Source organism: Yeguia hominis (genome assembly GCF_014384705.1).
Classification (GTDB): Bacteria; Bacillota; Clostridia; order Oscillospirales; family Acutalibacteraceae; genus Yeguia; species Yeguia hominis.
This window is the reverse complement of sequence record NZ_JACRSN010000024.1, coordinates 13,059-37,829: the sequence shown is the minus strand read 5'-3', so window position 1 is coordinate 37,829 and position 24,771 is coordinate 13,059. Positions and strand designations below refer to the sequence as shown.

The 24,771-nt window shown below is 50.5% G+C and carries 19 protein-coding genes and 2 pseudogenes; 10 read left to right on the top strand and 11 right to left on the bottom strand.

Annotated features, from left to right (window positions below; all coding sequences use genetic code 11):
- The coding region (locus IAG03_RS12770) for a transposase (RefSeq protein ID WP_249320443.1) at positions 1–463 on the top strand (463 nt) is incomplete at its 5' end.
- Positions 464–517: 54 nt separating this feature from the next.
- A pseudogene (locus tag IAG03_RS14620) lies at positions 518–679 on the top strand (BrxA family protein); the annotation flags it as partial.
- Between the two features lie 30 nt (positions 680–709).
- On the opposite strand, the gene IAG03_RS12765 reads toward IAG03_RS14620, so the two are convergent.
- Positions 710–928 (bottom strand): IS3 family transposase, encoded by a 219-nt coding sequence (locus IAG03_RS12765; RefSeq protein ID WP_346726151.1) that lies wholly within the window; start codon positions 926–928, stop codon positions 710–712.
- Positions 929–1,029: 101 nt separating this feature from the next.
- Between IAG03_RS12765 and IAG03_RS14615 the strand changes: the two genes are divergently transcribed.
- The 4 genes and pseudogenes from IAG03_RS14615 (at position 1,030) to IAG03_RS12740 (ending at position 5,228) form a co-directional block, all read left to right on the top strand.
- Positions 1,030–1,995 carry an O-acetyl-ADP-ribose deacetylase gene (locus tag IAG03_RS14615; protein ID WP_430472462.1) on the top strand — a complete coding sequence of 322 codons (966 nt, stop codon included), beginning with the start codon at positions 1,030–1,032 and terminating at the stop codon, positions 1,993–1,995.
- Between the two features lie 23 nt (positions 1,996–2,018).
- A complete protein-coding gene (locus tag IAG03_RS12750; protein WP_249320441.1) occupies positions 2,019–2,435 on the top strand; it encodes a hypothetical protein in 417 nt (138 codons plus the stop codon).
- 47 nt (positions 2,436–2,482) lie between these two features.
- A pseudogene (locus tag IAG03_RS12745) lies at positions 2,483–3,687 on the top strand (IS256 family transposase).
- A gap of 350 nt (positions 3,688–4,037) precedes the next feature.
- Positions 4,038–5,228, top strand: coding sequence for an MFS transporter (locus tag IAG03_RS12740; protein ID WP_249320440.1), 1,191 nt, complete (start codon positions 4,038–4,040; stop codon positions 5,226–5,228).
- A 156-nt stretch (positions 5,229–5,384) separates the two neighbouring features.
- On the opposite strand, the gene IAG03_RS12735 is transcribed toward IAG03_RS12740, so the two are convergent.
- Positions 5,385–6,173, bottom strand: a complete 789-nt coding sequence (locus tag IAG03_RS12735; protein ID WP_249320439.1) for a hypothetical protein — start codon at positions 6,171–6,173, stop codon at positions 5,385–5,387.
- 274 nt (positions 6,174–6,447) lie between these two features.
- On the opposite strand from IAG03_RS12735, the gene vanR reads away from it, so the two are divergent.
- The 3 genes from vanR to IAG03_RS12720 all read left to right on the top strand — a co-directional run bounded on the left by vanR (position 6,448) and on the right by IAG03_RS12720 (position 9,334).
- A complete protein-coding gene (vanR, locus tag IAG03_RS12730; protein WP_249320438.1) occupies positions 6,448–7,137 on the top strand; it encodes a VanR-ABDEGLN family response regulator transcription factor in 690 nt (229 codons plus the stop codon).
- Positions 7,124–8,227 carry a sensor histidine kinase gene (locus IAG03_RS12725; protein ID WP_249320437.1) on the top strand — a complete coding sequence of 368 codons (1,104 nt, stop codon included), beginning with the start codon at positions 7,124–7,126 and terminating at the stop codon, positions 8,225–8,227. The genes vanR and IAG03_RS12725 overlap by 14 nt, the downstream gene beginning before the upstream one ends.
- A gap of 168 nt (positions 8,228–8,395) precedes the next feature.
- Positions 8,396–9,334 carry a M15 family metallopeptidase gene (locus IAG03_RS12720; protein ID WP_249320436.1) on the top strand — a complete coding sequence of 313 codons (939 nt, stop codon included), beginning with the start codon at positions 8,396–8,398 and terminating at the stop codon, positions 9,332–9,334.
- Positions 9,335–9,646: 312 nt separating this feature from the next.
- Here the strand turns inward: IAG03_RS12720 and nagA are convergent, their stop codons facing one another.
- The 9 genes from nagA to IAG03_RS12675 form a co-directional block, all read right to left on the bottom strand.
- Positions 9,647–10,786: an N-acetylglucosamine-6-phosphate deacetylase gene (gene nagA / locus IAG03_RS12715; protein ID WP_249320435.1), complete on the bottom strand. Its 1,140-nt coding sequence runs from the start codon at positions 10,784–10,786 to the stop codon at positions 9,647–9,649.
- A gap of 397 nt (positions 10,787–11,183) precedes the next feature.
- Positions 11,184–12,353, bottom strand: a complete 1,170-nt coding sequence (pepT, locus tag IAG03_RS12710) for a peptidase T (protein ID WP_249320433.1) — start codon at positions 12,351–12,353, stop codon at positions 11,184–11,186.
- Between the two features lie 927 nt (positions 12,354–13,280).
- A complete protein-coding gene (locus IAG03_RS12705; protein WP_249320430.1) occupies positions 13,281–14,954 on the bottom strand; it encodes a peptide ABC transporter substrate-binding protein in 1,674 nt (557 codons plus the stop codon).
- Between the two features lie 98 nt (positions 14,955–15,052).
- Positions 15,053–16,048: an ABC transporter ATP-binding protein gene (locus IAG03_RS12700; protein ID WP_346726149.1), complete on the bottom strand. Its 996-nt coding sequence runs from the start codon at positions 16,046–16,048 to the stop codon at positions 15,053–15,055.
- Positions 16,041–17,045: an ABC transporter ATP-binding protein gene (locus tag IAG03_RS12695; protein ID WP_249320428.1), complete on the bottom strand. Its 1,005-nt coding sequence runs from the start codon at positions 17,043–17,045 to the stop codon at positions 16,041–16,043. The genes IAG03_RS12700 and IAG03_RS12695 overlap by 8 nt, the downstream gene beginning before the upstream one ends.
- A 17-nt stretch (positions 17,046–17,062) precedes the next feature.
- Positions 17,063–18,103 (bottom strand): ABC transporter permease, encoded by a 1,041-nt coding sequence (locus tag IAG03_RS12690; protein ID WP_249320427.1) that lies wholly within the window; start codon positions 18,101–18,103, stop codon positions 17,063–17,065.
- Between the two features lie 19 nt (positions 18,104–18,122).
- Positions 18,123–19,040, bottom strand: a complete 918-nt coding sequence (locus tag IAG03_RS12685; RefSeq protein WP_249320426.1) for an ABC transporter permease — start codon at positions 19,038–19,040, stop codon at positions 18,123–18,125.
- A 198-nt stretch (positions 19,041–19,238) separates the two neighbouring features.
- A complete protein-coding gene (locus IAG03_RS12680; protein ID WP_249320424.1) occupies positions 19,239–20,309 on the bottom strand; it encodes an aminopeptidase P family protein in 1,071 nt (356 codons plus the stop codon).
- A 2-nt stretch (positions 20,310–20,311) separates the two neighbouring features.
- Positions 20,312–21,721: an aminoacyl-histidine dipeptidase gene (locus IAG03_RS12675; RefSeq protein ID WP_249320421.1), complete on the bottom strand. Its 1,410-nt coding sequence runs from the start codon at positions 21,719–21,721 to the stop codon at positions 20,312–20,314.
- Positions 21,722–22,399: 678 nt separating this feature from the next.
- On the opposite strand from IAG03_RS12675, the gene IAG03_RS12670 reads away from it, so the two are divergent.
- On the top strand, positions 22,400–24,343 hold the full coding sequence (locus IAG03_RS12670; RefSeq protein WP_249320418.1) for a right-handed parallel beta-helix repeat-containing protein: 1,944 nt from the start codon (positions 22,400–22,402) through the stop codon (positions 24,341–24,343).
- Positions 24,344–24,771 lie beyond the last annotated feature (428 nt).

The window sequence follows — 24,771 nt, the reverse complement described above, 5'->3', positions numbered from 1 at the left end:
AATTGTTTGTCACGCTGCGTTGCCATATGAGATCCTCCTTCACCATGTCTCTATTGTATCATGCTTATGCGTGTTCGGGATTTCTCATTTTAGCTTGTACTATTTATATTCTAGCACCAAAGCCTCCCGCGAGAAGGCAAGAGCTGTCGTTGCCGAACTGAGAGCGATGAAGCTGAAGGAGGCTGCCAAGAAGGTCGAGGACGGCATCGAGGAGACGCTGACCTGCTGTGATTTTCCCAGCGAGCACTGGACGCGTATCCGCACCAGCAATGCGATCGAGCGGCTGAACCGTGAGATCCGCCGCAGGACGCGTGTGGTGGGAACGTTCCCCGATGGGAACTCTGCGCTGATGCTGGTCTGTGCAAGGCTGCGTCATGTGGCGGGAACGCAACGGGGCAACAAGAAGTACATGAATATGAACCATCTGGTGGCGGCTTTGAACGACGTCCCTATTGCCGGCTGACTTCATTCAGCCGGAGTCTGCAAACCTTTTTGCGCATAATTCTTGACGGCACCTGTGAGAACCGCAAAACTTTTGAATGATGGTTATTCTGAGACTGAGGTAGTGGAAAAGATTATTAACGAAAATCTCTTTCAATATCCCACAGAAAAAGAAATAAAAAAACTGGCCCGTGCTTGCGTATCCAGATGGACCGTTCCCCGTTTAACAGACAAAGAAAAAAGCGCCCAGTCGCAGAATAGCGGCGAATTACACGGCCTTGCTCCGGATTTCAAACGGAGTGAGGCCGTTCTTCAGGTCGATCCGCTCATAGTTGTAGAATTGCACATACTCCGCTACCGCCTGTTCGACCTCTGCCCGGCACGAAAATTTTCTCCGATACAGGCACTCTGTTTTCAGCGTCCCGAAAAAATTTTCCATTGCCGCATTGTCATAAGGGCATCCGGGGCTGGACATCGACGGCTGAATGTGGTAAGTTATCCTTGGTGCTTTGATAAATTAACAGAGTTTTTCGGTTGTTGCGATGATGGTGATAAGGAATAGCGGGCTGAGTAAGGGGTGACATTGATATGGAAGATATTTACGCAAGCAAAGTAGAAAAAGCAATTTTTAACTGGTATTACGGCGGAGAGAACGCTGCACCGGAACCGATTTTTAATGCGCTTCATGATGGCTTTCAAAATGAAATGCAGGTCCTCGTCCCGATAGAAACACCGGAAGCGATACTTCAGATGATGGGGGATCCGACACAAGTTAAGGTTGGAGATACTTTTACTAACGAGGAACCCATTGCGATAAAGTTTCGCCATCTTGTTGTTAATGAGGACGGAGAATACTTCATTCCGGTATTCACATCGAACGAAGAAATGGAAAAAGGCGAAAGTTCTTCTTGCATTAACCAATCGCTGAAAGACCTTATTGATGCGGTTGGAAACTGGCAGAAATGTCTCGGATATGTTATTAATCCGTGGAATCAAAAGCTTATGTTATCAAAGCACATGCTTGAAGTAATCATGAACTATTCTCCAAAATCACATATCGAGTTTGTAAAAGGAAGCGTAGTTGATATGCACGTTGATGCCATAGTAAACGCAGCTAATAAGAGTTTGCTTGGCGGCGGTGGAGTTGACGGTGCTATTCATAAAGTTGCTGGTCCTGAATTGCTTAAAGAGTGCAGAACTCTAAATGGTTGTGAGACTGGCGAAGCAAAGATTACAAAGGCGTATAACATCAAATATGCGGATCACATTATCCATACGGTTGGTCCTGTATATTCTGGCAAGAAAAAAGATGCAGAACTGCTCAATGACTGTTATTACAACTCCATTGAACTTGCTTATCAGAACGGTTGCAAGAGCATTGCTTTCCCCGGAATATCTACTGGAGTGTATGGTTATCCACTTGATGAGGCGGCAAGAGTTTCGCTGCTTGCAGCAGTTCATTGGCTTGATGCTCATAAAGACTCTGTTATGAACATTTATTTCTGTTGTTTCAAAGATGCAGAACTGAGTGCATATCGCAAACTTACCCAGTAATGCACTACTACGTGAGGTAATATATGAACAGTTTCGAGAGACTCTCCAGACTCATATTCCCTCATCTTGATGAGGACGAGAGAACTGAAATCCTGCGTAATCTATCGGATTACGAGGCTGATTTGTCATGCCTTGAAAATCAATATATTACATTCGCAGATAGAAAAGCTTTTACTGAAAAATGGAATCCCGTTGCTGCAAAGACAAAGTCAAAACGCATACCAAAGCGTGATGAAGCATACGCACCAGTTTGTAATTTCCTTGGGGCGTATTCTGATATAAACACCACTTTTTCAAAAAGCAACGTGGCTTTTATCAAAGCGGAATCAGAACATTACAATAGTCTCTTGTTAAACATTGATGGCAAATCTCTCGACGAGCAGCAACGCATGGTAGTTATTTGTAATGAAAGATCGGAGACCGTCCCATATTTTGTGTAAACCTCCAATGTGGTGTATAATAGAAGCACCACAGTGGAGGTTTTACAATGGCAAGAAAGAAACGTACCCCGGAAGAAAATGCCCGCAGGGAAAAGATCAGAGAGCTGCTGCAGATGGCGAACATCGGCAGCATGGACGACATTCAAAGCCAGTTCAAGGAAAACGATTGCCGAATTCATGGAAAACGGCCTCGATGCGGAGCTGGACGACGGGCTGGGCTGCAGCAGGTACGGCTATAAAACCAAGGACACGGGCAACAGCCGGAACGGGCACAGCAGCAAAACGCTGCGCACCGGCTTCGGCGATGCGGAGATATCCGTGCCCCGGGATCGTAAGGGTGAATTTGAGCCTCAGGTGCTGAGGAAAAACCAGACCGGCATCAGTCAGGACATCGAGGAGAAGATCCTGTCCATGTACGCCAAGGGCATGACAACATCGGATATTGCGGTTCACATTCGGGATATCTACGGCGTAGAGGTATCTGACACGGCCGTGAGCCGTATTACGGACAAGATCTCCCCATCGCAAAAGAATGGCAGCAGAGGCCGCTGGAGAGCGTCTGCGCAGTGGTTTTTCTGGATACCATCCACTACCATGTCCGCAGCGAAGGGCAGATCGTGAAGAAGGCAGTCTATATCGCCATCGGCATTGATCTGGACGGCAGGAAAGACGTTCTGGGCATGTGGGTCGGTGAAAATGAAAGCTCCAAATACTGGGCAACGGTACTCAACAGCCTGAAAAACCGCGGAATTGAGGACATTTTCATCGCCTGCACGGATAATCTGACCGGGTTTTCTGCAGCGATTGAAGCGGTGTTCCCCAAAACGGAAATCCAGAACTGTATCATCCACCAGCTCCGAAATCCCAGCAAATATGTGTCCTACAAGGACATAAAGGCGCTCATGGCAGACCTGAAGGCAGAGTCTATGCCGCAGTCGATGAGTCTGCTGCTTTGGAGGCTCTGGATCCCTTTGCGGAGAAATGGGACAAAAAATACCCGAAGATCGCTCCGTCCTGGCGGGAGAATTGGCCCAATCTGAGCGCTTATTTCAAGTACCCGCAGGAGGTACGCCGCCTGATCTATACGACCAACACAATCGAGGACTTTAACCGGCAGCTTCGGAAAGTGACCAAGGCAAAATCGGTATTCCCTACGGATGACAGCCTGCTGAAAATGCTGTATCTGGCCATGATGGATATTACGAAGAAATGGACCGGAAGGCGGCAGGGCTGGAGCCTGATCCACGCGTAGCTGGCTGTGTTCTTTGCCGACCGTATGCCGGATTGACCGGTTGCACGCCGGTATGTCAAGGGTCTGCGCGGTGCGGCAGCACCGCTCCGATGAACGGAGGCTGACGCCTCCGCCCTTGACATACCCTCGAAGCGCTGTTATTTTATAGACAAGGCGGGAGCAGCTTGCGCCGCTCCCGCCTTAACATTATTTTGCTCTATTTTGCACCACGATTTAGCGTTTACACAGAATTTGGGATTAACCCCTCGAAGACGCCCTTCTTTGGTTCGCAGAAATCAATCGTTCCACCAAATACGCGCAAAAATCCCCAGAAACAGATCCACCATTTCGCAGAGAGAGGATGCTCCGGATTGAATCAGAATTATCAAAAAACCATTTATGCGTGCTTTATCGGGTACATTGTACAGGCTGTTGTCAACAATTTTGTCCCCCTGCTCTTCATCACCTTTCAAAACAGCTATGCGATTCCGCTGTCGAAAATTACGCTTTTGATCACGCTGAACTTTTTCGTCCAGCTGATTGTCGACAGCCTTTCCGCAGGGTTTATCGACAAGATCGGGTATCGCGCTTCCATTATCATTGCGCATATCTGCTCTGCGCTCGGCTTAATTTTGCTGACCATTTTGCCGGAACTTTTTCCGGACGCTTTTCTCGGCATTCTCATTGCCGTCATCATTTATGCCATCGGCGGCGGCCTGATCGAGGTTCTTGTCAGCCCGATGGTAGAAGCTTGTCCGACTGACAATAAAGAAAAAGCAATGAGCCTTCTGCATTCATTCTATTGCTGGGGACATGTCGGTGTTGTACTGCTTTCTACCGTGTTCTTTGCAGTATTCGGCATTCAGAACTGGAAGATTCTCGCGCTGATCTGGGCAGTTCTCCCCATTGCCAACATCTTGCTTTTCCGAACTGCGCCAATCTATTCCTTACATGAAGAAGGCGAACGCGGTTTGACATTCAAAGAGCTCTTTTCCAAAAAAGCCTTCTGGGTCTTGATGCTGATGATGCTCTGTGCCGGCGCGTCGGAGCAGTCCGTCAGCCAATGGGCCTCTGCTTTTGCCGAAAAAGGCCTGGGCGTCAGCAAAACCATCGGCGACCTTGCCGGACCGATGGCGTTTGCTACTCTGATGGGCATTTCCCGGCTGATTTACGGAAAATACGGCGACCGGCTCAATCTTGACCGCTTTATGAAATTCAGCTGTCTCCTCTGTGTTGCTTCGTATCTCTGTATTGCGCTGGTACCGGTTCCGGTAATCGGTCTGATCGCCTGTGCCGTGTGCGGATTTTCCGTCGGCATTCTCTGGCCAGGCACCTTCAGCAAAGCAGCCGCTTCCATCAAGAACGGCGGAACCGCGCTGTTTGCCATGCTTGCACTCGCCGGAGATCTCGGCTGTTCCGGCGGCCCGACGCTGGCCGGGCTTGTTTCAAGCTGTTTTGACGGCAATCTGCGGATTGGAATTCTCGCCGCCGTGCTCTTTCCGCTCCTTTTACTGCTCGGTGTCGCACTTTGCGGAAAGATTTCCGAATCAAAATCCGCATAATCTGATTCTTTCGATCGTTTTATAACAACAAAGAAAAGAGCCTCGCAAGGAATGTACCGACCTCCAACCGTTAGATTTTTAGGTCTAATTTTTGGGGTCGCCTCAATGCCTGCGAGGCTCTTTCTTTATAGTAATCACTGTTAACGGACCGTCACGTTAGCTGTCGGCCGACCCCTGCTTTTGGGCATCTGCCGTTACATCCAGATATCCGCCAAGCGTCGGCAGAGCCGGCAGTAAAACATGCAGCTTTCCTGAGCGAATATAGGAAAAGCCGGACGGCTCCTCGCGCCCCTGCGCGAAATCGTAATTTTGAAATTCTTCCGCAAGCGTATCGGCGGAAAGCGCCGAAAGATAATCACCTGCGGCTTCTGCATTCTTTTCGACCGTGCATTCGCCGGTCACAACGTCCCGTGCCAGGATCTTTAAATCTACAAAATCAGAAAGCGTTAGCACTGATCCGGTCTGCACATCCAGATTGAGCGTGTAATACTGCATCTGTGGCTCTGTCGCATCTTCAGGGTACCGCTTTTCTGTGATAAAAAGCGACAATAGCTGCGGCGTTTCGCTTGTCACCTCATAGCTCAGCTCACACCGAGCATCCGACTGCAGCACCCGCATGGCAATCTGCTCAATCCAGGCGTTGCAGGCGGTCTCGGTCTCTGTATTGGAGAGCCCGGTAATCTGCGGATAACAGAGGAATTTGGTGTCGTTATGGTAGATGCGTTCTGTGACCCGGTAGTGAATCATTGCAAGTTTCCCGGTGTTCGTCTGATCCAGAGCGGATGCAGTTCCTTCGCCGGATGCGCTGCTTTCCGAAGCGGCCGGAAGCGAATTTTCTTCCGAATTTTCTGCGTTTCCATCATCGGGCTCGGCTTTTCTGCAGCCGGATAATCCCCACAAAACCAGCAAAACAGCCAAGATCATAAAAAGCAGCCGTTTTCCCACGTGAACCACCTCCGTTCCGGTATACTTTTTATTTTCTGGTTTTATCCTAACAGGAAAATGTGTTAATTATATAAACAATCTGTTATGCGCCTGTGTTTTTTCTGAATCCTTTTTTAAAATTCAGGGATCTGTAAGGACTTTTTTTGTTGGGACATGTTATAATGCAATTGATCAAAATTCGAAAGCAGCGCCGCGCCGCCACACCAAACGGCCTGTTTTAAATCCCATATAGAAACTGCCCGCAAAATTCTGCGGCTGAAGGATCGGTGAGCGTATGGAAGAACGCATTTTAGTACTTGACGATGAAATTGAAATTGCAAATCTCGTAGCATTATATCTTCGAAATGAAGGCTATACCGTTGTGGAAGCACATACCGCCGAAGAGGCCTATGCCTCCATCCAGAAGGCGCCGCCGGACCTTGCCATCCTCGACGTCATGCTGCCGGACGGGGACGGCTTTACGCTTTGCCGCAATATCCGGCAAACCTATACCTTCCCCGTAATTATGCTGACTGCGCGCGTTGAGGACATCGACAAAATTACCGGGTTGACCATCGGCGCGGATGACTACATCACAAAGCCCTTTAACCCTATGGAACTCACCGCAAGAGTCAAGGCGCAGCTTCGGCGATACAAGCGTTACAATGAGACGGTCTCCCCCAGCGTCTTTGAGCAGCGCGGGCTTTACATCAACAACGAAACGCACGAGTGCACGCTGTTTGATCGGGAGCTCTCTCTGACACCGCTGGAGTTCAAAATTCTTTGGCTGCTCTGCGAAAATTGCGGGCGCGTGGTTTCCTCAGAGGAACTGTTTGAAAAGGTCTGGGGAGAAAAATATCTCGACAGCAGTAACACTGTGATGGTGCACATCCGACGCCTGCGCGAAAAGCTGCAGGAACCCGCGCGCAATCCGCGTCTCATCAAAACAGTCTGGGGGGTCGGCTATAAAATTGAAAAGTCGTAAAGAAGTATTGAAACGAACCGTGCTGATGCGTCTGACCTTGCAGATTGTCCTGTTTAGCCTCCTGTATGCCGTACTGCTCTATATTCTGGATCAGTGGTTCAACGGAAGAATCCTGGACGCGATGGATCTGCTGGTCGGGCGTCTGGTTTCGGTTTATCTGCTCAAAAAAATGCTCATCGCCGGCGTTTATCTTTTTGGGATTATCCTTTTATGCATCCGTACGGTAACGCGCTATCTGGAATATATCGATCAGATTACCACCTCGATCGACGCCATTTTGAAACCCGAAATTCCGGTTGCAGAATTTCCTCCGGAGCTGAAAGATGTGGAAATCACCCTTAAGGATATCCGGTACTCGATCACCCACAATGCACAGCTTGCACGCGAAGCAGAGCAGCGAAAAAATGATCTGGTCGTTTATCTGGCGCACGACCTCAAGACGCCGCTGACCTCTGTCATCGGATACCTTTCCCTATTACACGAAGGCCCGGAGCTTCCGGAGAATCAGCGGATCAAATACACCGCCATTGCGCTGGACAAGGCATACCGCCTCGAACAGCTGATCAACGAATTTTTTGACATTACGCGCTTTAATCTGCAAACCGTTGCACTTGACTGCACGCAGCTTGATCTGAGCGTTATGCTGCTGCAAATGGCAGAAGAATTTTATCCGGCATTTGCGGAAAAAAATCTCGAAGCGCAGACAGAAATCGAATCCGGCCTACGCCTGACCGGAGACGCGGATAAACTGGCGCGCGTGTTTGACAATCTTCTGCGCAATGTGGTTAGCTATAGCGATCCAGGTACGCCGGTTCGGATTTCCGCAAAACAGCAAAACGGGCGAATTCTTGTCAAAATTCGCAATCACTGCGAGGAAATCCCGCCGGAAAAAGCCAGCCGGATTTTCGATAAATTTTTCCGTCTGGACGTTTCCCGGAATACGCACTCCGGCGGTTCCGGACTCGGGCTCTCGATCGCCAAGCAGATTGTACAGCTGCATGGCGGCACGATTCAGTTAAACAGTACGCCTGCTTTCACGGAATTTACGGTGACGCTTCCCGTCACGCCGGAAGAAAAAGCGATTTCATAAAATCGTAAGGGAACATGCAGGGTTTCTTAAGACATTCCATCCCGACGCCTGGTATACTAAAACTCGATAGCCGGGCACGTTTCAGGTGGATTTTTAAGGAGCGGATGCAAAGTGCAAAAGAGTTTCAGAAACGCACGTCAGAAAGCGCAAAAAAAGGAGCAGCGATGGATGCTTTGTGTGCTTACCGGTTTTTTCCTTCTGGCGGCAGGACTCTGCGTGCTCTTATTTCCGCATCGAAAAGAGGCTGCTTATCAGGCTCTGCAAACGAAAGAACCGCAAAGCAAGTCCCTGCAGACCCAATCTGTACATACCGATCCGGAGCTTTCCAATTACCATACGGTTTCCCTGAAAGAATCAGAAATTCACAGCGGAGAGCTGATTCTTGTAAATTCAGAAAACGAATTTTGGGATCCAGCTGACGAAACCAATCTCGTCTGTGTTTTTGATGGCAAAACCGCAAGCTACAACGTTTCAGACAAAAATGTAGAAGTGGCCTCGCAGGTGCTTGCGCCGCTAAACCAGATGCTGGATGATTTTTACGCACGTTATCAAACGGACGCTGTACTTGTCGCAAGCGGTTACCGCAGTTTTGCGCTGCAGGCGTCGCTTTTGGAAGATGAAATTGCACAAGAAGGTTCGACCGAAGCCGCACGTTGGATTACACAACCGGGCTACAGTGAACATCACACCGGTCTTGCAGTTGATCTGAGCATCTACCATACAGAAACCGGTTTGAGTGAATCCTATGACGGAACCGGCATCTATTCCTGGATCAATGAAAATGCCCCGCGGTATGGGTTTGTCGTACGCTATTCCAACGAAAAGCAGGCAGTCACCGGAATTGCCGCTGAGCCCTGGCATTTTCGCTACGTCGGCGTGCCGCACGCTTCCGTGATGCAGGAGAACGGATTTTGTCTGGAAGAATATCTTTCATTTCTGCAGGCATACGCATTTGAACGTCAGCATCTTCGTGTCCAGTGCGGCGATACGACCTATACGATCTATTACACGGATCAACTTGACGTCCCGGTGCCAAACGACCGTGCGTATTCCATCTCCGGAAACAATGTGGATGGCTTTATCGTTACCGTAACCGAAACAACCTGACTGCGCACAGTGCATTTGAAGATGCGGCCGAACCCGGCAGACTGGCTTTTCAATGCATTCAGAAAGAGCCCACCCGGGGACCTTTCTGTATGATTCAAACACAAAGAGCCGCCGCAATTTTTGCCGGAAAACCGTCGCCTGCGCGGCGCTATGATTGCATTTGCGTTTGCGGGTTTCGCACACCATCCTTTCGATTTGGCCACCGCTGGCAGCGCAAACAAGCCCTATCGTCTGAAGCAAAGAATCCGCCGGACTGCAGAATAAACCTGCAGCCCGGCGGATTTTCCTTTTTTATCACAAGCCTTTATACGATCAGACACGCTTTTCCGGTTTGGTGCCGGTTCCTGCAACGGGTTTTCCGTTCTGAAACACCTGAACGAGGCGGAGATCGGAATCCAGCAGCAACAAATCTGCGCGCTTTCCAAGGTCAAGGCTTCCGCATTCTGAAAAAATGCCCAGTGCTTTTGCCGGGTTGACGGTTGCCGCCTTGACTGCGCTTCCGAGCGGAATCTGCATCTTTTGTACCGCCGTACGCAGACAGTCCATGAGATTGGAAGCAGATCCGGCGATCGTTCCATCTGCAAGCGTACAGCGATTTCCCGCTACAGAAACCGCCTGTCCGCCAAGCGCATAGGTGCCGTCCGGAAGCCCGGTCGCCATCATGCTGTCGCTGATTAAAATCACGCGGTCGTCCCCAAACATCTGAAACGTCGCGCGCACTACACTCGGATGCACATGAATACCGTCGCAAATCAGCTCCACGCGGCATTCCGGCGTGTCAAAAGCGGCGCCGATCACGCCAGGATTTCGGTGTAAAAACGGCGGCATCGCATTGTACAGATGTGTAACCTGATGCGCACCGCTCTCGAACGCCTTTACGGCCGTCTCATAATCGGCTTCCGTATGCGCAAGAGACACGACGACCTCGTTTCGCAGCACACGGATCATCGAAAGCGCACCCGGCAATTCCGGCGCAACCGCCAAAAGGCGAATCATCCCATGCGCTTGTTCCTGCAGCCGCAAAATCAGCGCCGCATCCGGTTTTTGCAGCCATGCGCCATTCTGCGCGCCTTTTTTGGCTTCTGAAAGGAATGGACCTTCCAACTGCAAACCTGCCAAAGCAGCGCCAGTTCCGCGCCAAGCTGCTGCATTTTGACAAATTGCCGCGAGTTTCTCTTCCGGATATGTCATAGCAGCCGGGCAAATGGTCGTCACGCCCGCGGAGAGTTCATACGCTGAAATGGCATCCAGCGATTGAGCAGTCGCATCGCAAAAATCATAGCCGGCGCAACCGTGAAAATGCAGGTCAATAAGCCCCGGAATCGCATAGAGTCCTTCCGCATCGAAAATTTCACCCTCGCAGGGTTCCGCAAAGCTTCCGTTCTGAAGGAAAAGGTCACGCTTCTGAAAGGCGCCCTCCTGTGAAAAGACCTGTGCATTGCAAATTCGCATGCACGATTCCCCCCTACCTTATCATTTTCCGCAATGGATTCTGGTTTCAGCGTATCACACAAAGTGCACAGAGCCAAAAACCTTATGCATGAATAGACCCTTCCGGCGGCTCTTTTGGGTATATGATTATCCGGATTTCTGTTCATCCCTATTGCCTGTGTTTTCTAAAAAAACACGCTTCATCACCCGCACCCTACCCGAACAATGTCCGTTTTGCGCCTGAGTCTGCATCATTCGAAACACCGGACAAACAATTTCCGAGAAAATGCTTGCTGTCGCCCATGCGGATTGCAAGCAAATCAGCCTAGATTTGTAATCCCGGTAAAATAAAACCTCACCGCAAAAGAGGCTGTCGGTTTTTCGCAAAACCAACCGCCTTGTTTATCACGGTATCGGTTTAAACCGATACAATCCGAACCAGTACTTCGGTCATTTTGGAGAGCGCCTCCACAGGAACGGCCTCATAAATGCTGTGGAAGTTAATTCCGCCGGCCGGCAAATTCGGACACGGCAATCCCTCAAACGAAAGTCTTGCGCCGTCTGTACCGCCGCGAATCGGAATGCACTTCGGCTCAATTCCGGCATCGCGAAGCGCTTTCTCGGCGCGTGCAATAATTTCCATATGCTGTTCAATGACTTCGCGCATATTGTAATAGCTGTCGGTGATGACCGTTTCGACTGTGTTTTCTCCGTATTTCTCATTCAGAAATGCCGTCAGTTCTGTGACAAATTTTTTGCGTGCTTCAAAAGCAGCCCGGTCATGATCGCGGATCAGCATCCGCAGGCTGGCTTCCGTCTCGTTTCCGCTCACACTGGAAACATGATAGAACCCCTCTCTGCCCTCTGTATGAGATGGCGTTTCCCATGCAGGCAGCAGACTGATCCACTCATTCAAATACAGCACCGCGTTGCGCATTTTATTTTTAGCGGAACCAGGATGGGTATTGACGCCGTGCACGGTAACGGAAACAGCGGCCGCGTTAAAGTTTTCATACTCAATTTCATCCAAAACGCCGCCATCTACGGTATAGGCAAAATCTGCGCCAAACCGCGCAAAATCGAACCGATCAGCCCCCCGCCCGATTTCTTCATCCGGCGTAAAACAAATGCTGATTTTGCCGTGTTTCGGAGCATTCGGACCGGCAAGTACTTCACAGGCTGCCACAATCTCCGCCACACCTGCTTTGTCGTCCGCGCCGAGCAGCGTTGTCTGATCTGAAACCACCAGTTTCTGCCCCAAATAGGATGCATCGACCATCGGTGCATTGGTGCCGTCAAACGTAATAATCGAAGGCTTTACATCTGTCCCGCTGACATCCGGCGAGGTATCCATGTGCGCTATGAGACCGATGACCGGCTCTGCTTCGCAGCCGGGTGTAGCCGGAAGATGTCCGTAGACATATCCGTTTTCATCACGCATAGCATCCGCCACACCGGCGCCCTTGAGCTCTGTCACGAGATAATCCGCAAAAGGAATCTGACTCGCTGTTGAGGGGCAGGTCTCCGAGGATTCGTCGGAAGTCGTCTCAAACGTCACATATTTTAAAAATCGATCCAGCGCTTGCATATTGCCATCTCCATTTCAAATTGATCGTCTCGCCGCATCCGCTGGTTTGCAAATCGGATGCCGAGATGTGCAAAAATCCGCAAATTACATTGTTCTTTCGGATTTCGGCAGTGGTTTGGAACGTATTTCTATTTTTTGATTGTAACACAATCTCTTTTGCCTTGCAACCAAAGTCTGCAGCAAACAATTGCAGACACGCCTGCAAGGTAAATTAAATTGGGCGGCAGATACCCCGAAAGCAAAATCCCAAAGTTCGGATACTCGGCCCGGTCAGTGCATCGATCGCAGACAGAGCATCAGGCCGCCCAGCGTTTTTGCAGATATTTTTAAGACAAGATCATGTGTTCTTATTTCTTTGGGATCGGCGACAAGCGTCTGACGATCCTGAATACAATTGTAGAGGGCTTGTCTTTCCGGGACTATCCGAACAGCAAGAGCAGACAGGTAAAGTTAGTCAAAGCCGGCGGCTTGTTGAAGCTCTAGAAAGGCATTTTGCCGGCAAGCTTCCAAACTTCTAAACACTGAATTTTCGTTCACTTGCATCAAATGCACTTGTATCAAATACTCCGCCGCCCATAAACAGGCTTTCACCGTTTTTATCGAGTACATACGTTTTTGCTCGATTTGCTCGATTGTTAGTATCGACACGCTTCGTTCTTGACAGTACCGCTGCCTCCTTTCGAATGTTTGTGCTGTGACTTCATTCTACCAGAGCCTGCAAGCGATGTCTTCTTTTTTGCTCGTTTCAATTTGCGCAAGTTATTGCACATTATCCCCACCCAAATAGCGAGTGGGGCTCCGTTTCGGACGTTCCGTCCTCAACTGGCTAAAGCCATAATAAAAAACCGTCCGCATCCACAATGAGACACGGACGGTTTTGTTCAGCTTTCTGTCAGCCTTATAAGAACACACAGCGAAAAACTTCGCTTAGCCCTCTACATAAGCATACTGGAAGTACCAGTAGCCATACGGGCTGTGCCAGGTGCCCTTGAGTTTCGGGCTCTGGAGCCAGAAGTCGTTGTAGTATGCCAGCGGAATGCAGGCATAGTCGTTCATCATGATGGTTTCCGCATTGTGCAGCGCTTCAAAGTGGGCTTTGGGATCCGCAACCTTGGAAGCGTTGATCGCTGCGTCATAGTCCGGATTGTTATACTTACCATCGTTGTTGCCGTTGGTGGAATAGAGCAATTCGAGCATGTTGGATGCATCATTATAGTCCATAACCCAGCCGTTACGTGCCATCTCATATTCACCGGCACGGCGCTGCGGCGTGAAGGAGGCCCACTCAACCTTATCGATCTGCATCGTAATGCCGATCTGCTTGTACGCCTCCTGCAGATACTCGGCGACCGCAACATGGTAACCGGTATCATTGGTGGAATACGTGATGGTCGGGAAACCTTCCCCGTTCGGATAGCCGGCGTCTGCAAGAGCCTTCTTCGCTTCTTCGAGGTTTGCCTCGTAGTCTTCGCTAATATAAGGCTTGCCGCCGTTCGCTTCTACTGCATTGTCAAAGAACATGCCTTCGCTGTCAACAACACCCGGTCCCATGAAGTTATATGCCGGAGAATACGTGCCCTGCATAACAACATTTGCAATATAGTCCCGATCGATCGCGAGGTTCAGAGCCTTCCGTACATTGACGTTGTTGAACGGCTCTTTGTTCAGATTCATGCTCAGGTAGTAGGTACCAAGGATAGTATCTACATAGAAGTCGCCGCCGTCCGCAGCCTTTTTCAGGCTCGGGATTTCTTCGGTCGGGACATCCTTAATCAAGAGCGCTTCACCGCTGTTATAAGCTGCATAGGAAGCGCTGGAATCTTCGAGAAGCAGGAAGTTGAGGTTTTCCGTTACGATCCGGCTGGAATCCCAACCGCCCTTGTAGTTCGGGTTCTTTTTGCAGACGATCCGCTCGCTCGGCGTCCACTCAGAGATCATGTACGGGCCGTTGCAGACATAGGTATCCGGCTGGGTTGCCCAAGCGTCGCCATTCTCTTCAACGGTTGCTTTCTGTACCGGGCTCATCGTGCCGAAGGCAACGATCTTGTCAAAGTAAGAGCACGGATATGCAAGCTTGATGGTTAGGGTTTTGCCGTCTTCGCTCGCAGCAACATTGAGTTTGTCCGGATCCGGATCCGTGGTGGTCTTGCCTTCCGCGTCCGGGTTGCCGATTGCATCCTGATAACCGTCGATCATACCGATAACGGTTTCCGCATACGGAGCAGCCAGGTCCGGGTTCGTCAGACGTTTGAAGGTGTACTCAAAGTCCTTTGCGTTGAGGTCGGTACCGTCGGACCATTTCAGGCCGTCACGCATGGTGAACGTCCAGGTCAGACCGTCATCGCTGACCGTATAGCTTTCCGCCTGTCCGGGCTGCACCTGATTGTTCTCATCGATGATGAGCAGGGTCTCAAACAATGTGATGAGCATGTTGCCGCCGTCAACTGCACTGTTCAGTGCCGGATCAAGAGTTTCGGGGTTCGGTCCGATCTGGACAGTAACGCCATTCGAAGCCTTGTTACCGCATCCGCTCATGCAGAAGACCATGGAGAGGGTCAGTACCAATACGAGGAGTATTGAAACCAGTCTCTTCATTTTCATATGCATCTCCTTCTTTTTCGCAGCATTTGCTGCTTTTTCTATTTATTCATTGCGTTTTTCAAACCTAAAAAACACAATAAATGCAAACAATATCCGGATTACTGAACCTTGTCCAAATGATGACAAGCCGCCCAGTGCCCCGGAGAAACCTCATGCAGCTGCGGGCATTCCGCCGCGCAACGCTCGTCCGCATACGGACAGCGCGTCCGGAAGCGGCAGCCACTCGGCGGATTGAGCGGGCTCGGAACATCGCCTTGCAGCGGAATCCGCTTGGAAGCGCGCGCAATTTTCGGATCGGCTTCCGGAATTGCCGAAATCAGGCTGCGCGTATACGGATGGACACTGTGGGAAATCAGTTCATAGCTATCCGCCAACTCCACGAGTTTTCCAAGATACATGACGCCGATGCGGTTCGAAATATGCCGCACAACGCTTAGATCATGCGCAATAAAGAGATAGGTCAAGTTCAGGTCTTTCTGTAAGTCCTCAAACATATTGACGACCTGTGCCTGAATGGAAACGTCCAGCGCCGATACCGGCTCGTCGCAAACGATGAATTCCGGCTTAACGGCAAGCGCTCTTGCAATTCCAACACGCTGCCGCTGTCCGCCGGAAAACTCATGCGGATACCGGTTGGCGTGTTCGCTGTTCAGACCAACGCGCTCCAAAAGGGAAATAATCCGGTCACGCCGTTCATTTTTATTTGCAGCAAGCTTGTGGATGTCGATCGGTTCGCCGACAATATCACCGATGGTCATACGGGGATCGAGACTCGCGTACGGATCCTGGAACACCATCTGCATTTTGCGGCGATACGGCATCATGTCAAGCGCAATGTTGTTCTGCTTATCAAAAATGGTTGTGCCGTCATAAATAATGGTGCCGTCCGTCGGCTCATAGAGCCGGAGCAGCGTTCTGCCGACTGTCGTCTTGCCGCAGCCGGACTCGCCGACCAGGCCGAGCGTCTCACCGCGTTTGATAAAGAACGAAACATCATCGACCGCCTGGACAAACCGCTTGTTCTTGCCGCGGCCGCCGGCCGGAAAGTACTGCTGCAAGTGCTGTACTTCAACGAGCTTTTCCTGTTCACTCACAGACAGCATCCCCTTTCTCAAACGCTTCTTTTTGCAACAGCCAGCAATGGCTGTAATGTGTGTCGCTCAGTTCGGTTTTAGGCGGCATTTCGCGCAGACAAATCTTCATGCATTTTTCGCAGCGCGGTGCAAACGGGCAGCCCGCCGGCGGATTGAGCAAATCGACCGGCTGTCCTTCGATCGGAACCAGACGCTCCGTCGACGCAACATTCAGTTTCGGAATCGATTTAATCAGGCCCTTGGTGTATTCGTGGCACGGCTCGTAGAAAATTTCGTCCGCAGTACCGTACTCCACGATATGGCCGGCGTACATGACCGCGATCTTTTCGCACATACTGGCAACGACGCCGAGGTCATGGGTAATCATGATAATGCTCATGCCGAGTTTTTGCCGCAATTCCTGCATCAGCTCGAGAATCTGCGCCTGAATGGTTACGTCAAGCGCGGTAGTCGGCTCATCGGCGATTAAAAGCTTCGGTTCACAGGCAAGCGCAATCGCGATCATCACGCGCTGGCGCATACCGCCGGAGAGTTCATGCGGATGCTGCCGCAAGCGTTTTTCCGGCTCGTTGATGCCGACAAGCTCCAAAAGCTCCTTCGCACGGGCACGCGCCTCTTCTTTGGTCTTTTCTGTATGCAGACGGATCACTTCGACAATCTGGTTGCCGATTGTATAAACCGGGTTGAGACTTGTCATTGGATCCTGGAAAATAATCGAAACTTCATTTCCGCGGATTTTTCGAAAATCCTTTTCGGTCATCTCGTCAATCTGATGGCCGTTAAACCGGATCGTTCCGCCGACCAGCTTGCCCGGATAGGCCGTAAGCCCCATCACAGAATAAGCCGTAACCGACTTTCCGGAACCGGATTCGCCCACGATTCCGAGAACTTCTCCCTCATCCATTGAGAAGGAAACGCCGTTGAGCGCTTTGACCTCACCGGCCGGCGTAAAAAACGAAAGCCGCTCGTCTTTGATTTCTAAAAGCTTTTCGCTCAAAATGCTCACCCTCCTTCTCAGTTTTTCAGCTTCGGATCAAATGCATCGCGCAGACCGTCGCCGAAAAGGTTGAATGCGAGGATGACGACGCTAATCAGGATTGCCGGGAAAAGCAGCAGATGCGGGTATGTATTCATGCCCTTAACCGCATCCGTGGCAAGGGAACCGAGAGACGGCATCGGAGCCGAAACGCCGAGGCCGAGGAAGCTCAGGTAGCTCTCCGTAAAGATTGCGGACGGAATCTGAAGCGTGGTCGTTACGATCAGCGTACCAATGCAGTTGGTCAGCAAATGCTTTCTGATAATCCGCGAGCTGTTTGCGCCGAGTGCGCGCGCCGCAGTAACATATTCGGACTCTTTCAGCACCAAAACCTGCGAACGGGTAATGCGCGCCATACCGACCCAGTAAAGCAGCACGAACACAAGGAAGATTGCAATCAGGTTTGGTCCGACCTTTTGCATCCAGGCAAACGCGTCGAGTTCTGCCAACGACTGCAGTTTCGGCTTTAAGCTCATCGCAAGAATAATGATCAGCAGAATATCCGGGATCGTATACAGAATATCGGTAATCCGCATCATGATATTGTCGACCCAACCGCCGGCAAAACCGGCAATCGCGCCGTACGTCGCACCAACCAGCAAAACAAGCGCTGCACAGATCAAACCGACTGTCAGACTGATCCGGGTGCCCATCATCAGACGAACCGCAAAATCACGGCCGAGTTTGTCTGTGCCGCAGATATGCGGAAACACCTTTTCCCCGGCATCGATGCGCGCCTGTTCATTTTCGCCATATTCAAACGGCGCCAAATTTTCGCTGTATTTGATCTGCTGCTCATAGCTATAAGGCCAAAAGCTCGGCAAAAAGTAAGCAAAGAACACAATGATCAGAATGAAGATCAGGCTGATCATCGCAATTTTGTTTTTGCGCAAACGGCGCAGACCGTCCGCCCAGAAGTTGACGCTTTCGCGCATCACAACAAGACTTGTTTTCTCGTCCTGCGTGGCGGGAAGGAAATCATCGGGATTCAAATGAAGGCTCGGTAATATTTTTTTCATGAAACTTTCTCGCCACTCCTTATTTCAGTTTGATGCGCGGATCGATAATCTTATACAGAATATCGACAATGACATTTGCGATAATAATCAGGGTAGCGAGAACAATCGTTGTACCCATAACCATGGTATAATCGCGGTTTGTGATCGACGAAACAAATTCACGGCCCAGACCGGGAATGCTGAAGATTTTCTCAACAACAAAGGAACCGGTCATCAAAGACGCAAGCATCGGTCCGACATAGGTCACAACCGGCAGAATCGCATTGCGCAGCGCGTGTTTGAAGAGAATCTTGAAGTTTGCAAGGCCTTTCGCCTTTGCAGTCCGAATATAATCCTGCCCCATGACGTCCAGCAGACTCGATCGCATCAGACGCGTGATATAGGCAGTTGGGTAAATTGCGAGCGCCGTAACCGGCATGATATAAGATGCAGCGGAATTCAAACCGATCGTCGGCAGGAGATTCAGACGGCTGCCAAAGGTATACAAAAGCAGAACGCTGCTGATAAAGCTTGGAATTGCAATGCCGCAGGTAGCCAGCACAATGATAAAGTTATCGGCGAACTTTCCGCGGTTATAAGCGGAAAGACATCCGAGCGGAATGCCAATGAGCAGCGCAACCGCAACGGCGATTCCTGCAAGGCCGGCCGATACCGGGAATTTCGAGAAAATAATGTCCGACACGGTTCTTCCGCGCTGGCGCAGACTCAGGCCCATATCTCCTTTCAAGAAATCGCCCATATAGGTCAAATATTGCTGGAACAGAGGCTTGTCCAAACCATATTTTGCGGCCAGAGCCTCTTGCGCCGCCTTACTGATCGACTTTTCAGCAACAAACGGGCCGCCCGGAACCAGATTCATCAGAAAAAATGTCAGCGTCGCAACAATGAAAATACTCAGGATTCCCATTGCAATCCGCTTAATGATGTACTTGGCCAACTACGTCAACTCCTTAAAGCTTCTCTTCGCCTTCGTGCAGTGCACGAGTCCCAAAAATTTTGAGCTGATTACACAGCACCGTGCTAAAGTTTTTGAGAAAAACCAATTCAAATTTTTCATAATCATGAGAAAAATATTAACATATTATTTCGAGAATTGCAAGAAAAAAGATGCAGGATCCGCCCGAAATCGCTACATTTAGAGACAAATTAGTGATTTTTCACTGTATGTAAGGTCCACACAGCCGGTTTCCGTCGCAACCACCATGTCTTCAATCCGGACACCGAACCGATTTTCCAGGTAAATTCCCGGTTCTACCGTCATCACCGTTCCGGGCTTTAAAATGGTATCGCAGCGAGTGTTAAAATTCGGACGCTCATGGATTTCAATGCCGACGCTATGGCCGAGCCCATGGCCGAAACAGCCCTGATAGCCGGCCTCGTCGATGATATCGCGGGCAATCCGATCGATATCCTTGCAAACCACGCCGGCCTTAACCGCATCAATTGCGGCAAGCTGCGCCCGGAGCACCGTGTCGTATACGCGTTTCTGTTCGTCGCTGATTGTTCCCAGCGCAACGGTCCGGGTCATATCCGAACGGTATCCCCCGACCACGGCGCCAAAGTCCATGGTAATAAAATCGCCGCGTTCAATCTTTTTGTCTGTCGGCACACCGTGCGGCAAGGAGGAATTTTTTCCGGAAACCACAATAAAGTCAAAGGAAACGCCCTCGGAGCCGAGTTTCCGCATATAGAATTCCATATCCAGCATCACGTCGCGTTCGGTTCGTCCGGCGCTGATCCGCTCCAAAATATAGGTAAACGTATCGTCCGTCAATTTCTGCGCCTCTTGGATCAGGGAAAGTTCCTTTTCGCTCTTCACGCTGCGCAGATCACGGAGCATCTGATCAAACCGGTTGTCATCCGAAACAGAAACCGGCGCAAGCTTTTCGGAAAGCTGCTTGTAAAGCGCCATAGAAACCGATTCGCTCTCCACATACAGCTTCGTGATGCTGTGTTTTTGGCAGAGTGCGGAAATTTCATCAAACGGTGCGGTAGAAAGACAGACCGTACAGCTGTTTACGACCGCTTTGGCCTTTTCAAAATAACGGAAATCAATGAGAAAGACCGCTTCTTCCCGGGTCAGCAGGACGTATCCATCGCTGGTTTCGAACCCTGTCAGATAAAACCGGTTCGGAATGCTGCCCACTAACAGCGCAGCGTTCGGTTCCAAAGCGTTCTGAAGATTTTTGACGGCAAACTTTTGCATGTTTACAACTCCTTTAACACCTGACACAAATATGAATACGTCCGGGCAGTCGACGAAATGGAAAGCCGTTCGTTGACCGTGTGGATGTCCCACATATCCGGGCCCATGGAAACTGCATCAAAATTTGCGATTTTTTCGCTGAACAGGCCGCATTCCAGGCCCGCGTGAACGGTCTCGATCACCGGCGGCTTCCGGTAAAGCTCCGTATAGACCGCAATCATCGTATCGCGCAGACGGGAAACCGGACGGTATTCCCACGCCGGATAATGCCCGTGCGTGGAAAACTGCGCATCAAACGTTTCGGCAAGCGCCTGCAGCTGATCGAGCATCTTCTGCTTTTCGGCAGCAACACTGCTGCGCACAGAAAGCACCGCGTGGAACTGCGAATCCTCCAGACGGACGATCCCGAGATTCTGTGAGCTCTCGACAAGACCCTCCATCTCTTTGCTCATCGCAACAACGCCAAATACTGTTTTCATCAGGAACTGCACTACGTGCATGCCGGAAGTCTCTGTAAGACAACACGGAGACAACGCGGCTTCCGACACAGTCACGGTAAGCCCGGAATCAGTAGGCAGCCGGTTTTCTTCTGCAAAATGCGCCGCAAAAGCGGAAACATCCTCGTTGCAGGCAATCACACATTCACAGGCGTTCGGGATGACATTGTCTTTAAATCCGCCGAAAATCGAAACCAGCCGATACGCAGCGGGTAGTTCCGAAAGAAATTTTCCCAGAAGCTTACAGGCATTCAGGCGGCCTTTGTTGATATCGATTCCGGAATGTCCGCCGCAAAGACCGGAAAGCACAATTTTCTGGCAAGGCAGGGTGTTTTCTGTAAATTGCACCGGCATCCGGATATCCACTTTCGCGCCGCCGGCACAGCCAACCGTCAGGACGCCTTCTTCTCCGGAATCGAGATTGATCAGCGTCGATCCGGCAAGACCTGTGACATCGAGGCCCTCTGCCCCGTCCATTCCGGTCTCTTCGTCAACGGTAAAAAGCGCTTCGATCGGCGGATGGGCAAGCGTATCGTCCTCGAGCACTGCAAGAATCATTGCAACAGCGATGCCGTCATCCGCGCCGAGTGTTGTCCCGTCGGCAGAGAGCAGGTCTCCGTCAACGGAAAGACGCAAGCCGTCTTTGGTAAAATCGAAATCGGAATCCGCAACCTTCTCACAGACCATGTCGAGATGGCCCTGCAAAATGACCGCCGGATGCGTCTCATAACCTTTGGACGCAGGCTTTCGGATGATGATATTGTGCAGAGAATCCTGGACACAATCCAGTCCGTGTGAAGCGGCAAACCGCGCGCAATAATCACTGATCGCCGCGATATTGCCCGATCCGTGCGGAATTGCGCACAGATCCTCAAAGTAATGGAACACGCGCTGCGGCGCTACTGTTTCAAGCATTCTGAAATCCCCCTTTTCCTGTCGGGATCCATCAAAAGAGTTTCTCCTGACGCTCTCCCCAAAAGGAATATCTGCAATCAAAGTCCCGGTTACAGAAAAAAAGGACAAGACCCTTTAAAGAATCCTGCCCTGGTTGTTTCCAATCCGCAAAAATCACTTCATTAAATCTGGATCGGATATGCCGAACCGAGTCCTTCTTGCAATTCATTATACCAAAGAGATCGTTGCGGTACAAGAGTAATTTTTACCAGATTCCCAAAATACGAATCTCCGATTTCCGGTGTTTTGTGATATCCGATACAGCATCTCTGCAATTCCTTTCATTCGGGCTCCCCCGGAAAGGCCGCACAAATTCTTCCCGCACCCGTGCATTCAAACCCGTTTGCGTCGCAGAACATACCCGACAGAATCGAAAAGACGGCTGCACGGCGGCATTCACGCGAAATTTTCTGCAAACCAATTTTATACCGCACGGGTTTCATGGAAGCACTGTTTAACATCAAATATTATTATTTAAAGGAAAAACAAAATGCTTACCGCAAACTTTCGCTTCCGCCAAACCGCCTCAAAGCAGCAAAAAAGCAATCTAAGTCCAGGAAATCGCAACAGAGGATTTGTTTTTTCGCCGTACAATCGATATGATGATACCAGAAACTATAAAAAAGGAGCATGGTACTGATGAACCGAATTTTTCACGTAGCTGTTACCGGATGCGACCGGGCGGAAGGCTCTGCCGAGCATCCTTTTCGCACCATTTCAAAGGCCGCCGCGCTGGCACAGGCCGGAGATCGCGTAATTGTTCACGAAGGAGAATACCGGGAATGGGTGAAACCGCAAAACGGCGGAAAAAGTGAGATCTGCCGGATTACATATGAAGCGGCTCCCGGAGAAAAAACCGTGATCAAGGGATCCGAGCGCATCACCTGCTGGGAACCGTTTAAGGGGACTGTCTGGAAGGCAACGCTGCCGAACAGCTTTTTCGGAGATTATAATCCTTACGCCGAGGCGCTGTGGGGCGACTGGTTTATTTATCCGACCGAATATCAGGTGCATACCGGCGAAGTCTATCTAAACGGCCGCTCGTTCTATGAAGCACCCACGCTTGAGGAGGTCCTGCAGCCTAAGCGGCGTGAGCTCGGCTTTAACCCGCCCTGGACCGGAAAGCTGGAGCCAATTCCGCATCCGGAAAACACCGTCTACCAGTGGTTCGCCGAGGTTACGGAAGAAAACACGGTTCTCTACGCCAACTTCCAGGGCGCCGATCCGAACCGTGAACTGACGGAAATCAATGTGCGGCCTTATTGCTTCTATCCGGAAAAGACCGGACTAAACTACATCACGGTCCGCGGATTTGAAATCGCACAGGCCGCCTGCCCGTTTACACCGCCGACAGCCGATCAGCCCGGTATGGTCGGACCGCACTGGTCCAAAGGCTGGATCATCGAGAACAACCGCCTGCACGACGCCAAATGCAGTGCCGTCAGCCTGGGCAAAGAGCGCTCCACCGGCGATAACAACCATATGCGGACACTGCAGAAGCCGGGCTATCAGTATCAGATGGAAGCCGTATTCCTGGCGCTGGAGCACGGCTGGAGCAAATTGACGATCGGCTCCCATATTGTGCGCAACAACACCATCTATGATTGCGGCCAAAACGGCATTGTCGGACATATGGGCTGCGCGTTCAGTGAAATTTACGGCAATGAGATTTACAACATCGCCGTAAAACATGAATTCTTTGGTTACGAAATTGCCGGCATCAAGCTGCACGCTGCGCTCGATGTCAAGATCCACAACAACCACATTCATGACTGCACGCTGGGTACCTGGCTGGATTGGCAGGCGCAGGGCGTCCGGATCTCCCGGAACCTCTATCACCACAACATGCGCGACCTGTTTATCGAAGTCTCGCACGGTCCGTATCTTGTTGACCATAATATTTTGGCTTCCAGCTACAGCCTTGACAACGCCTCGCAGGGCGGCGCTTACATCGGCAACCTGTTCTGCGGCAGCCTGCGCCGGATCAAGGTACTTGACCGCTCGACGCCCTATCATTTCCCCCACACCACCGCTGTCGCAGGCACTGCATTGATCTTTAGCGGAGACGATCGCTTCTATAACAACATTTTTGTCGGCGGCATGGAAATTACTGCGGAGGATTCCAGCACCGGTACCGCGGGATACAACGGCTGTAACCCGTCGTACGAAGCCTATTTGTCTGCGCTGAAAGCACATGCAGATTGCGACCATGTCAAATACTTTGACGTCGAACAGCCGGTCTATATCAAAAACAATGCCTATTTCAAAGCGGCCGGACATTTTGAGCAGGAGGAATCCCTGTACGACGCACCGGACTTCGATCCCAAAGTGGAAATCCAGCAAGAGCCGGACGGCGTATACCTGCAAATTGAGCTGCCCGAAGCGCTCTTTGCCCTACCGACCCAAATTCATTCCACGCAGACGCTCGGCACAGTGCGGATGGCAGATGCCATTTTCGACGATCCGGACGGCCGCCCGATCACACTGGATCACGACTATTTCGGATGCCCGCACAACTGCCGTCCGGTACCCGGCCCCATCGAAGCGCTGAAACCGGGTCTCAACCGCATCAAAGTATGCTGACCATAAGCATATATTCTCGGTAAATTCTTGTCAAAAAGCAGTCCGGCATCCCCGAAACAATTCGGAAGCAGCGCACCGCTATAGCAGACGGTGCGCTGCTTCTTCAAAAACATAGAAACACGCAAAAAGCGGCGCATCCATATTAGGCAAATTGAGTGAAGAATCCTTTTTTTGAAACTCTTAAAAGTTTTTCCCGCCCACACAAATGGCACCTCAAATTAAATAAATAGAAAGACTTTTTTAAAAACTTAAATTTCATTTTGACTTGATTTATTCCCAATCATTAAAAAATATCAAGAGAAATTTCTTTCGAAACTACTTTTTCAAAACCGCAATAAGCTCCCAATTGGTTAGCAGGGAGATTCCCAGAAAATTTCCAAATTCCGCAAAGTTGAAAATTACTTTCCCGTTGATAAGCGAGGGGTTAA